Here is a 12,421-nt window from a genome sequence, read left to right as displayed (position 1 = left end):
CGCGAACGAACGGGATGTCACCATGGAGGACGCCGTGATGGAACTCGTGACCAAGCCCCTGCGGGACGAGGGTCCTCTGCCGCTCCTGGTCACGCCGCCGGAGGGCGCCGCGGGCGCGGCGCTCGCGGACGCGCTGCCGGCGATCCGGGCCGCGGCCGAGGCGCACCTCCACGCCGCGGGCGGCCTGCTGCTCCGCGGCTTCAGCCTCGACGGGCCCGACGCGTTCCGCAGCTTCGCGGCGGGCTTCGGCCACGACCTCCTGAGCTACGAGTTCGGCTCGACGCCGCGCAGCCCCGTGACCCAGGGGGTCTACACCTCGACCGAGTACCCGCCCCACCAGCACATCCCGCTGCACAACGAGCAGGCCTACGCCCGCGACTGGCCGATGAAGATCTGGTTCTACTGCCAGCAGGCGGCGCCCGAGGGGGGCGAGACGCCGCTGGCCGACAGCCGCGCCATCTACCGCGCCGTGCCCGAGCCGATCCGCGCGCGCTTCGCCGAGCGGGGCCTGATGTACGTGCGCAACTACGGCAACGGGCTCGACGTGGCCTGGGAGCAGGTGTTCGGCACGCAGGACCGGGGGGCGGTCGAGGCGTACTGCGCCGGCCACGGGATCACCTGCGAGTGGAAGCCGGACGGCGACCTCCGCACCCGGCAGGTCTGCCAGGGCACCGCACGCCACCCCGAGACCGGCGAGCCGGTGTGGTTCAACCAGGCCCACCTGTTCCACGTCTCGAACCTCGAGCCGGAGGTGCGCGCGACCCTCCTCGACCTCGTCGACGAGCCGGATCTGCCGCGCAACGTCTACTACGGCGACGGCAGCCCGATCCCCGACGCGGATCTCGACGCGATCCGCGCCGTGCTCGCCGCGCACACCGTCGTCTTCCCCTGGCAGTCCGGCGACGTGGTGATGCTGGACAACATGCTGACCGCCCACGCGCGGACACCCTTCAAGGGCCCGCGCAAGGTCGTGGTGGCGATGGCGCAAGCCGGCCGCGCGCAGTGATGGCGGCGGCGTTCGCCTTCGCGGAGCCCGGGTCCGCGCCAGGGACCGCGCTGTGGCGCGCCCTCGCGCGGGGCGCCCGCGCCCGGCTCGTGCTGGCCGGCGCGGCGAGCCTCGTCGGCGGGATCGCCACGACGGGCCTGATCGTGCTCATCAACGGGGCGCTCCACGCGTCCGAGGCCGCCCGGGCCGACCGGATCGCCGCCTTCGCGGCGACCGCCCTCCTCGCCTGCGCGGCGCTCGTCGTCTCGCGCGCGCTCTTCGCCGATCTCGGGCAGCGCGGGCTCGCCGATCTCCGGTCCGCGATCGCCGCGCGCGTCCAGGCCGCCGCGTTCGCGGATCTCGAGGCTGTGGGGAGCGCCCGGGTGCAGGCGCTGGTGACCGAGGACGCCAACCAGGTCGCCAACTTCCTCACGGCGCTGCCCGTGCTCGTCACCAACTGCGCGGTGGTCGCGGCGACCCTCGCCTATCTCGGCTACCTGTCGTTCCCCCTGTTCCTGGCCTCGGCCCTCACGATCGCCCTGGGGGCCGCGGGCTACTCCGCCTGCTACGGCCGCGTCACGCGCCACCTCGCCCGGGCCGGGGCGGAGCAGGACCGCCTCGTCGGACATTTCCAGGCGCTGCACGGCGGCGCCAAGGAGCTGCGCCTCAACCGGGAGAAGGGGCGCCACTTCCTCGACGCGGTCCTGGCGACCGCGATCGCCCGCGTCGCCGACCACCGCCGGCGCGGCCTCGCCCTCCTCGCGCTGGCGGCGGGCTGGGGCCGCATCCTGTTCCTGGCCCTGATCGGGCTCGCGCTGTTCGTCCCCGGGACCGGCGCGCAGAGCCCGGCGGTGACGACCGGGTACGTCATCGCCCTGCTCTACCTTATGGGACCCCTCGAGGCGGTGCTGAACACGATGCCGCTCGTCAACCTCGCCCGCGTCGGCGCGCGGCGGATCGAGGCGGCCTTCGCCGAGCTGCCGCCCGAGCCGGTCGGCGATCCGGGGACAGGCCCGGCCGCGCCCCGGCGCGACGCCACCGTGACCCTGCGGGGCGTGACCCATCACCGGGCCGATCCGCAGACCGGCGACCGCTTCGACCTCGGCCCGGTCGACCTGACGCTGCGCCCCGGGGAGATCACCTTCCTGGTCGGCGGCAACGGCTCCGGCAAGACCAGCCTCGCCCGGGTGATCGCCGGCCTGCACCCGCCGACCGGCGGGACGCTGTGCCTGGACGGTCGCCCGGTGGCGGGCGCGGCCCTCGCCGGCTACCGCGCGCACGTCGCGGCCGTCTTCTCCGATTTCCACCTGTTCGAGACGCTGCTCGGCCGGCCGGACGCCGCGCGCGAGGCGCAGGCGCGCGCGTGGCTGACGCGCCTCGGCCTCGACGGCCGCGTCAGCCTCCGGGACGGGGTCTTCTCGACCCGCGATCTCTCGACGGGCCAGCGCAAGCGGCTCGCCCTCCTGGTCGCCTGCCTGGAGGACCGGCCCGTCATGATCTTCGACGAGTGGGCCGCCGACCAGGATCCCGACTCCCGGGCGGCCTTCTACGAGACGCTCCTCCCGGAGCTGGCCGCCGAGGGCCGGACGATCCTCGTCGTCACCCACGACGACCGCTGGTTCGACCGGGCCGACCAGGTCGTGAAGCTCGAGCGCGGCCTCGTGGTGGAGCACCGCACCGCCGCGCCGCGCGGCCGCCAGGCGGGAGCCGGCGCGTGAGCCTGCACGAGAGCCTGCACGTGAGCCGCGCGCACCGCGCGCCGTCGCCGCACCGGCCCGCGCCGGACGACAGCCTCGTGGCGATCCTGCGGGCGCGGGCGGCCGCCACGCCCGACCGGCTGACCCTGCGCTTCCTCACGGACGGGCGCGCGGTCGGGGCGTCCCTCGACTACGCGGAGCTCGACCGGCGGGTCCGCGCCCTCGCGGCGCGCCTCCAGCGCGACGCCGAGCCCGGCGCGCGGGCGCTCATCGCCCTGCCGAGCGGGCCGGACTACGTCGTGGCGTTCTTCGCCTGCCTCTACGCGGGCCTCGTCGCCGTGCCCTCCTTCCCGCCGGAGACGCGGGATCCGCACCACGCGGCCCGCCTCGCCCTGATGATCGCCGACATGGCACCGCGCCACGTCCTGACCGATCGGGCGAACCGCGAGACCGTGGCGGCGACCTGCGCGGGCAGCTCCGTGGGCGCGATCGTCTGTGTCGACGCGGTCGGCAGCGCCGGGGCGGAGGCGTGGCGGCCGGTCCCGTGCCCGCCCGACACCCTCGCCTTCCTGCAGTACACGTCGGGCTCGACCGCGAATCCCAAGGGCGTCGAGGTCACGCACGGCAACATCGTCGCCAACGCCCGCTGGCTCGCCGAGGCGATCGCGCCCGGCCCGGACGACGTCTTCGTCTCCTGGCTGCCCCTCTACCACGACATGGGCCTGATCGCGGGGCTGATCGAGCCGATCTTCGCCGGCGCGCCGCTCGTGCTGATGAGCCCGCAGGCCTTCCTCGCCCGGCCCGCCTCGTGGCTCGAGGCGATCGGCGCGCATGGCGGCACGATCAGCGGCGGCCCGGACTTCGCCTACCGGCTGGCCTGCGAGCGCGTCGGCGCCGCCGCGCTGGCGGGGCTCGACCTCGCCGGGTGGCGCGTCGCCTACAGCGGTGCCGAGCCGATCCGGCCCCGGACCCTCACCCGCTTCGCCGCGCGCTTCGCCCCGGCGGGCTTCGCGCCGACGGCGCTCAGCCCCGCCTACGGCCTCGCCGAGGCGACCCTCCTCGTCGCGGCCAAGCCCCTGGGCACGCCGTGGCGCCGGCTGAGCGTGGCGCCGGCGGCGCTGGCGGCCGGCCGCGCCGTCGCCGACGAGGCCGGGACCGCCCTCGCGGGCAGCGGCCGGCCGGTCCGGCCCGAGCACCTGCGGATCGTCGACCCGCGCACGGGCCTCCCCTGCCCCGACGGGACGGTCGGCGAGATCTGGCTCAGCGGCCCCTGCGTCGCGCGCGGCTACTGGAACAACCCGGAGGCGACCCGCGCGACCTTCGTGCCCCGCGACGGCGCGACCTGGCTGCGGACCGGGGACCTCGGCTTCCTGGACGGCGGCGAGCTCTTCGTCACCGGGCGCGCCAAGGACCTCATCATCCTGCGCGGCCACAACGTCTATCCGCAGGACGTGGAGACGGCGGTCGAGGCGCGCGTGCCGGCCCTCCGCCCGGGGCGGGTCGCGGCCTTCGCGGTCGAGGGCCCGGCGGGCGAGGCGATCGGGATCGCCGCCGAGATCGGCCGGAGCGCCGCCGCCCGCGCGCCGGAGATCGCCGCCGCGGTCGACGCCGCGCTGGCGGAGGTGCTGGCCGAGCCGGCGGAACTCGTGGCCCTGCTGGCGCCGGGCACCCTGCCCAAGACCACGAGCGGGAAGCTCCGGCGCGGCGCGTGCCGGGACGGCCTCGCGGCCGGCGACCTCATCCCCCTCCACCTCTACCGGCGGCCGCAGGGTGCTGCGTCGCCGGATGAGCCGCCCCGGAGCGCGACGGAGCGCGCCCTCGCGGCGATCTGGAGCGATCTCCTCGGCCTCGACGAGGTCTCGCGCGGGCGCGGCTTCCTGGAACTCGGCGGCCACTCGCTCCTGGCGATGCGCGCCGTCGACCGCGTCCGCGCCGCCTTCGGGGTCGCCCTGCCGCTGCGCGACCTGTTCGCGGCCCCGACCCTCGCCGACCTCGCGGCGCGGATCGACGCGCTGCCCCGCGACGCGGTGCCGGCGCCCGCGCTCCTGCCGAATGCGGGCCCGCCCCTGCTGTCGCTCGGCCAGCAGCGGCTCTGGCTGGCCGAGCGGCTCGGCGACCCGGCCGGGCGCGGCGCCTACGTCATGGTCGGACATATCCGGTTCGGAGGCCCGCTGGAGCCCGACCGGCTCGCCGCGGCGCTGCGCCGGGTCGTCGCCCGGCACGCCGTGCTGCGGACCGGCTATCCGACCGGCGAGGACGGCCTTCCGGAGCCCCGGATCGCCGAGGCGGTCGCCCTCGACGTGCCCGTCGACGACCTCACCGGCCTCGATCCGGGCGCCCGCGAGGTCCGGGTCGCCGCGTGCGAGGCCGCGGAGGCCGCCGCGCCATTCGACCTCGCCGTGCCGCCGCTCCTGCGCGCCCGGCTCCTGCACCTGGCCGCCGACGACCACCGCCTCGTCCTGGCCCTCCACCACCTCGTCGGCGACGGCTGGTCGGTCGGCGTGCTGCTCTCCGAACTCGGGGCCGCCTATCGCGGCGCGGAGGCGCCGCCTCTCCCCGTCCAGTACGCGGATTTCGCGCGCTGGCACCGGGCGGCCGTGGAGCGCGCGGCGGCGGCCGAGACCGCGTTCTGGCGCGGGCACCTCGCGGAGGTGCCCGCCCTGCTGCCCCTGCCGACCGACCGGCCGCGGCCGGCGGTCCCGTCGCAGGCCGGCGGCTCCGTCCGCTTCGAACTGCCGGGGCCGCTGGTCGCCCGCTTGGCGGCGCTGGGCCGGGCGCGCGGCGCCTCGCCGTTCGTCGTGCTGCTCGCGGGCTTCCAGGCCCTGCTCCATCGGCTGAGCGGGGCCGAACGCTTCGTGGTCGGCACCGACGTCGCGGGCCGGCCGCACCCCGAGCTGGCCAGGCTGATCGGCTTCTTCGTCAACGTGCTGCCGATCCGGGCGCGCCTCGACGGCGCCCCGTCCTTCGCCGCGCTGATCGAGCGCGTCCGCGAGGACGTCCTCGCCGCCTTCGAGCACGCCACCCTGCCCTTCGACCGGATCGTCGACGCCCTCGACATCCCGCGCGCCCGCGCCCGGCCACCCCTCGTCCAGGCCCTGTTCGTGATGCAGAACGCGCCGCCCGGCGATTTCGGGGTCCCGGGGCTCGCGGCCGAGGCCCGGGCGGCCAGCGCGCACGGCTCGAAATTCGAGATGGCGCTCTTCCTCGACCCGCCCGCGCCGGGGGGCGGGATCGCGGCCGAGTGGGTCTTCGCCAAGGCCCTGTTCACCCCCGAACGCGTCGCGCGCCTCGCGGAGGCCTACGCGGCCTTGCTCTCCGCCGCAGCGGCCGCGCCCGCGGCCCCGCTCCCGACCTTGCTGCCCGGCCTGCCCGACCTTCTGCCCGCGCTCCCGCCCTCACGAGACCCGGAGGACCCCGTCATGTCGAACACCGCCCCGTCGCTCCCGCGCACCGGCCGCCTGGAAGCGAAGCTCGACAAGCTCAAGGGACTGGGCGCCGGTAAACCCGCCGCCGCGGGCGAGCCGGCCCGCCTCTCGACCCTGGCGCCCGGGCGCGACTTCCCCCTCGTGATCGAGCCGCTGTCGGCCGACGTCGACGCGGTAGCCTGGGCGACCGCCCAGCGCGACTGGGTCGAGGGCAAGCTGCGCCGCCACGCCGGCCTGCTGCTGCGCGGCTTCGGCATCGCGACCCCGCAGGAATTCGAGGCCTTCGCCGAGGCGCTCCAGCCCGGCCTCTACGGCGGCTACGGCGACCTGCCCAAGAACGAGGGCGGGAAGAACACCTACCGCTCGACGCCCTACCCCGAGCGGGAGATGATCCTCTACCACAACGAGAGCAGCCACCTGCATGCTTGGCCGCGCAAGCAGTGGTTCTTCTGCCAGCAGCCGTCGCCGGTGGGCGGCGCGACGCCCATCGTCGACTGCCGCGCGCTGTACCGGCAGCTGCCGCAGGCGATCGTCGACCGCTTCGAGCGCCTGGGGCTGATCTACGTCCGCACCTTCACGGAGCGCTTCGACGTCGACTGGCGCCGGTTCTTCCACACCGAGGATCGCGCGGCCGTGGAGGCCCGCTGCCGGGCCGAGGGCGTCGACTTCGCCTGGCTCGACGCGGACACGCTCCAGACCCGCACGCGCTGCCCGGCGGTGATCACCCACCCGCTGACCGGCGAGAAGTCGTTCTTCAACCAGGTGCAGCTGCACCACCCGCGCTGCCTCGACCCCGAGGTGCGCGCCGACCTCCTCGGCCTCGTGGGGCCGGAGCGGATGCCGCGCGACGTGCTCTACGGCGACGGCACGCCGATCGAGGACGCGGTGATGGACGAGGTCGGCCGCCTCTACGAGGCGATCGCCGTGCGCTTCGACTGGCGCCCCGGCGACGTCGTGATGCTCGACAACATGCTCGCCGCACATGCCCGCGACCCCTACGAGGGGCCGCGCCGGATCGTCGTCGCCATGGGCGACATGGTCGAGCGCGGCGCGGTCACGGGAGCGGCGGCATGACCGGCGCGGCGATGACCGGCGCGGCGATGACCGGGGCGCCGGCCTCCCTCGCGGCGGCGCCGACCCGGGCGCTGACCCCCGAGCAGCGCGCCTGCCTCGACGAGACCGGCACCGCGCCGAATCTCGTCGCCGAGATCGACCTGCCCGGGCCGGTCGAGGCGGACCGCCTCCGCCGCGGCCTCGCCGCGGTCGCCGCCCGCCACGACGTCCTGCGCACCGCCTTCGTGCGCGAACCGGGCTTCCGCGGCCTGCGGCAGGCCGAGGCCGGCGCGCCCGCTATCCCGCTCGATACCGGCGCGCCGCAGGGAGACGTCGGGACCGTCGGCCTCGCGCCGGAGCGCGGCCAGACCCTCGCGGCCGTCCTCCTGCCGGGCGCGACGCCGCGGCTGCGCCTCGTCGCCAGCGCCCTCGCGGTCGATGCCGGCAGCCTCGACCGCGTCCTGTCGGAGGTTGCGGCCGCCTGCGCGGACGACGCGGCGCCCGGCGCCGATCCCGAGGCCGCGACCTACGCCCAGTACGCGGAGTGGCGCGAGGCGGTCGCCGCCGACGACGCGGACGGCGAGGGCCAAGCCTACTGGCGGGACCAGATCGGCGCGGGCGCGGCGCCCCTCCGGCTGCCCTATCGCCAAGGGTCGGCCGCCGACGCGGTGGAGGAGCCGGCCGCCGCGATCCGGCTGAGTCGGGCCGTCGACGCCGCCGTCACGGACGCCTTCGCGCGGGCGCTGGCCCGGCCGGACCTCGCCGCGGCTGGCGCCGAGGCCGTGCTCCAGGCCGCGTGGTGGCTGCTCGTGGCGCGCCTCGCCGAGCGGACGGAGATCCTCGGCGGCTGGGCGCACGATTGCCGGCGCGACTACGCGGTCTTCGCCGGCACGGTCGGCGTCTTCACCAAGACGCTGCCCCTGCGCCTCGTCCTCCCGCCGGAGACCAGCGTCTCGGAGGCCGCGGCCGGTCTCGCCGCGCGGCTCGACGAGCACCGCGCCTTCCAGGAACTCTGCCCCCTCGACGCGGCCGGCGACGACCGCCGCCCCGCGGTCGGCTTCGCGCTCGCGGCTCAGGGGGCCGCGCAGGACCGGCTCCTGCCCGGACCCGCCGGGTTCGAGCTCTGCCTGGAGCCGGCCCTCGACGCGGAGGGGCACCTCGCCGCGCTGACCTTGCACGCCGACCCGCGCCGCTACGCGGTGGAAGCCCTGGAGACCCTGCTCGATCAGGTCGAGACGCTGCTCGCCCGCCTGCCCGCGAAGGCCGCGACGCCCTTCGCGACCTACCCGCTCGTCGGCGCGCGCGAGGAGGTGCGCCTGCGCGCCTTCGGCCGCCCGGCCGCCCGCGCCCTGCCGTCGGAGACCCTTCCGGTCCTCGTCGCCCGCCACGCGGCGACGGCGCCGGACGCCCCCGCCCTCGTCGGCGCCGGCCGCACCCTGTCGTACGCCGCGCTGGAGGACCGCGTCGCGCGCCTCGGCGCCTGGTTCGCCGCGCGCGGCGTCGGTCCCGAGCGCGTCGTCGCCCTGGACCTGCCGCGCTCCGTCGACCTCGTGGTGGCGATCCTCGCGGTCTGGCGCGCGGGGGGCGCCTACCTGCCCCTCGACCCGGCCTGGCCGCAGGCCCGCCGCGACCGCCTGATCGCGCTCGCCCGGCCCGCGCTGACCGTGGCGCTCTCTGCCGACCCCGCGGCCGGCCGGCACGCCCTCGGGGCGATCCTCGACGGCCTCGGTGAGGACCGGCACCCCGCCGAGGCCCGGGACCCCTCCGACATGGCCTGCCTGCTCTTCACCTCCGGCTCGTCCGGGACGCCGAAGGGCGTGGTGATCGAGCACGCCCAGATCCGCGCCTACGTGGAGGCCGTCATCGATGCCCTCGACCTGTCCGGCCACGGGCGCTTCGCGCTGACCTCCACGGTGGCGGCCGACCTCGGCAACACCATGCTGTTCGCGGCGTTGCGCCTCGGCGCCTGCCTCGTGGTCGCCGACGAGGCCGAGATGGCCGACGGTCCGGCCTTCGCGCGCTTCCTGCGCGGCAACGCCGTCGCCTGCGCGAAACTGGTCCCATCCCACCTCGCCGCCCTCCTCGACGGCGTTGAGGACCCCGCGCTGCCCGCCCTGCTGGTGCTCGGCGGCGAGCCGACGCCGGCCGCCCTGGTCCGGCGGATCCGGGCGGCGGCGCCGGCGACGCGGATCGCCAACCATTACGGTCCCACCGAGGCCTGCGTCGGCGCGCTGGTGCATCCGGACGCGGCCACCGCGCCGCCGGACGAGAGCCTGCCGCTGAGCCGCGTGCTCGCCGGCAGCGAGGCCTACATCCTCGACGCGGCGGGTGCGCTCGCGCCGACCGGCGCGGTCGGCGTGCTCCACCTCGGGGGCGCCCAGATCTGCCGGGGCTACCTCCCGGGCACGGAGGCCGGCGGCGCGGGCGCGTTCTCGCCCAACCCCTTCGGAGCGGGGCGGCTCTACCGCACCGGCGACCGGGCCCGCCTGCTGCCCGGCGGCCGCCTCGTGCTCGCCGGGCGGGCCGACGACCAGATCAAGCTGCGCGGCCACCGCGTCGAGCCGGGCGAGGTCGAGGCCGCGCTGGCGGGCCTCGCCGGCGTGAGCCAGGCGGCGGTGCGCCCGTTCACGGGGCCGGACGGCGCGACCGGGCTCGCGGCCTACGTGGTCGCCGACCCCGAGCGGACACCCGCCGCGCTCCTCGCGGCGCTGGCCGAAGCCCTGCCCGCCGCGTGGCTGCCCGCCCCGATCCTGCGCCTCGACAGCCTGCCGCGGCTGGCCAACGGCAAGATCGACCGCGCCGCCTTGCCCTCTCCGGACGCACATCCGGACGCGGGCACGGGCGTCCCGCCGCGCACGGCGCTCGAGACCGTGCTCACCGACGCCATGGCGGAGCTGCTGGGCCTGCCGGCGGAGCGCCTCGGCGCCGCGGGTGACTTCTTCGCGGCCGGCGGCAACTCACTCCTCGTCATCAAGCTGACGGCGCGCATCCGCAAGCTGCTCAAGGTCGAGATTCCCCCGAGCCTGGTCTTCGACCACAGCACGCCCGCGACCCTCGCGGCGGCGCTCGGAGCCTACGCCCCGCCGGACGCGATCGAGGAGACGGCGAGCCTGCGCCTGGAACTCGCCGGCCTGAGCGAGGCCGAGCGCGCCGGCCTCGCCGGGGTGGGCGCGTGACCGGGGTCGGCGCGCGCGACGCGGCGCGGCGCGCGGCCCTCGCCCGCCTGCTGCGGGAGGACGCCGAGGCGGCCGACGGCATCCCGCGGCACGCCGGGGGCCCGGCGCCCCTGTCGTTCCCGCAGGCGCGGCTCTGGTTCCACCAGCGCTACGACCCGGAGAGCCCGGCCTACCACTCGGCCCGGGCCTTCCGCCTCACCGGCCCCCTCGACGTCCCGGCGCTCGAGGGCGCGTTCCGGAGCCTGATCGCCTGTCACGACGTCCTGCGCACGGCGCTGGCGGATACCGCCGACGGCCCGCGCCAGATCCTGCACCCGCACGTGCCGTTCGAACTCGAGCGCGTCCCGGCCCTCGACGGTGACCCGGGCGCGGCGCTGCGCGCCTTGAGCCGCCGCCCCTTCGATCTCACCCGCGCGCCGCCGCTGCGCGCGGTCCTGTCGGAGGCGGGTCCGGCGGGCGGGCGCGTCCTCCTCGTGGTGATGCACCACATCGCGGTGGACGCGTGGTCGACGGCGCGGCTCTTCCGGGATCTGGCGCAGGCCTACCGCGCGGCCCTCGCCGATCCCGCGCGGATCGGGCAGCCGCTGCCCGCCCCGCGCCTGCGCTTCGTGGATTTCGCCGCGTGGCAGCGCGCCCGGTTCGACGGCGCGGCCGGGTCCGCGGCGATCGCGCGCGGGCGCCGCTACCTCGGCGACGCCGTCCCGACCCTGGACCTGCCCCTCGACTATCCCCGCCAGCCCCTGGCGAACCGCCCGGGCGGGCGGGTCGACTTCACCCTGCCCGCCGACCTCGCCGGCGCGGTGGCCGCGTTCTGCCAATCGCAGGCGTGCCCGCCCTTCGTGGCGCTGCTGGCGGCGTGGCAGGTGCTGCTCGCCCGCCTGAGCGGCCAGACGGACTTCGCCGTCGGCGTGCCGAACGCCGCCCGCACCCGCCCCGAGTTGCAGGACCTCGTCGGCTTCCTCGTCAACACGCAGGTCTACCGCGTCCGCCTCGATCCGCGCGGGAGCTTCCGCGATCTCTGCGCGCGGCTGCGCGGCGAGGCGATGGCGTTCCTGGCCGAGGACGACGTCCCCTTCGAGCGCCTCGTGGCGGAGACCGGGATCGCGCGCGACGCCGCGACCACGCCGGTCTTCCAGGCGGCGTTCAACTTCCGCCCCAGCCGGGATGCCGCCCCCCTCGACCTCGCGGGGGTCGCGGCGGCGCGGATCGACGTCGACGTGGCGAGCGCCAAGTTCGACGTCGCCCTCGACGTCGCGGCCGACGGGACCGGCATCGATTGCCAGCTCGAGTACGATGCCGGCCTGATCGCGGACGCCACCGCCCGGCGCTGGCGCGACGGGTTCCTCGCCCTGCTGCGCGCCCTCGTCGCGGCGCCGGACCGGCCCATCCACGCGGCGAGCGCGCTCACGGCCTCCGACCGGGCGGTGATCGGCTCGGCGAACGCGACCGCGCGGGCCTACCCGGACGGCGCCGGCGACGTCCTCGCCGCCTTCGCAGACCACTGCGCGCACGATCCAGACGCGATCGCGGTGACCGACGCCCGGACCAGCCTGACCCGCGCCGGCCTCGACGCCCGCGCCACCGCCATCGCCCGACGCCTCACCCGCGCCGGCGCCCGACCCGAGCGCGTCGTCGGACTCCTCCTCGAGCGCACCTGCGACCTGCCCGCCGCCTGGCTCGCCGTCCTCAGGACCGGCGCCGCCATCCTCCCCCTCAACCCCGAGCTGCCCGCAGCCCGCCTCGCCACCCTCGCCGCAGAGGCCGACCTCCTCCTCACCCAGCCCGAACTCGCCGACCAGCACCCCGCCCTCGCCGCCGCCGCAGGGCGAGCGCCCCTCGTCCTGGACGCCGATCCGGATGCCGATCCGGATACCGACGCGGACGACGACAGCGCCCGGCCCGTCCGGCCCCGCACCCGAGCCCCCCACCCGGACGCGCTCGCCTACGTCCTGCACACCTCCGGCTCCACCGGCACCCCCAAGGCCTGCGCCAACACCCACGCCGCCCTCGCCAACCGCCTCGCCTGGATGGCCGACCACCTGCGCGTCGGTGCCCACGACACCATCCTGCACAAGACCCCCGTCT

Annotated in this window: 5 protein-coding genes (1 of these 5 running past the window's edge); all 5 read left to right on the top strand. The window is 76.9% G+C overall.

The genetic code is table 11. The features are described from left to right. Positions 1-22: 22 nt before the first annotated feature. Tightly spaced (each overlapping or abutting the next), the 5 genes in view from ACX9MN_RS26980 to ACX9MN_RS26960 form a layout consistent with a single transcriptional unit that may run on beyond the window. Positions 23-1,006, top strand: a complete 984-nt coding sequence (locus ACX9MN_RS26980) for a TauD/TfdA family dioxygenase (protein WP_056529523.1) — start codon at positions 23-25, stop codon at positions 1,004-1,006. Continuing rightward, positions 1,006-2,703 carry a cyclic peptide export ABC transporter gene (locus ACX9MN_RS26975; RefSeq protein WP_489725943.1) on the top strand — a complete coding sequence of 566 codons (1,698 nt, stop codon included), beginning with the start codon at positions 1,006-1,008 and terminating at the stop codon, positions 2,701-2,703. Before ACX9MN_RS26980 ends, ACX9MN_RS26975 begins: the two co-directional genes overlap by 1 nt. Beyond that, a complete protein-coding gene (locus tag ACX9MN_RS26970) occupies positions 2,700-7,181 on the top strand; it encodes a TauD/TfdA family dioxygenase (protein ID WP_489725942.1) in 4,482 nt (1,493 codons plus the stop codon). Before ACX9MN_RS26975 ends, ACX9MN_RS26970 begins: the two co-directional genes overlap by 4 nt. Then, entirely contained in the window at positions 7,178-10,336 is a 3,159-nt protein-coding gene (locus ACX9MN_RS26965) for an amino acid adenylation domain-containing protein (RefSeq protein WP_489725941.1), read from the top strand. The genes ACX9MN_RS26970 and ACX9MN_RS26965 overlap by 4 nt, the downstream gene beginning before the upstream one ends. Beyond that, positions 10,333-12,421, top strand: the 5' portion of a protein-coding gene (locus ACX9MN_RS26960) for an amino acid adenylation domain-containing protein (RefSeq protein ID WP_489725940.1). 9,446 nt of this gene lie beyond the right edge of the window; the window shows 2,089 of its 11,535 coding nt (coding positions 1-2,089); it begins with the start codon at positions 10,333-10,335; its stop codon lies off the right edge, out of view. The genes ACX9MN_RS26965 and ACX9MN_RS26960 overlap by 4 nt, the downstream gene beginning before the upstream one ends.

This window comes from Methylobacterium sp. 1A (assembly GCF_058072805.1).
Note: the sequence above shows the minus strand (reverse complement) of the source record. Positions and strands in the feature narration are given on the sequence as shown.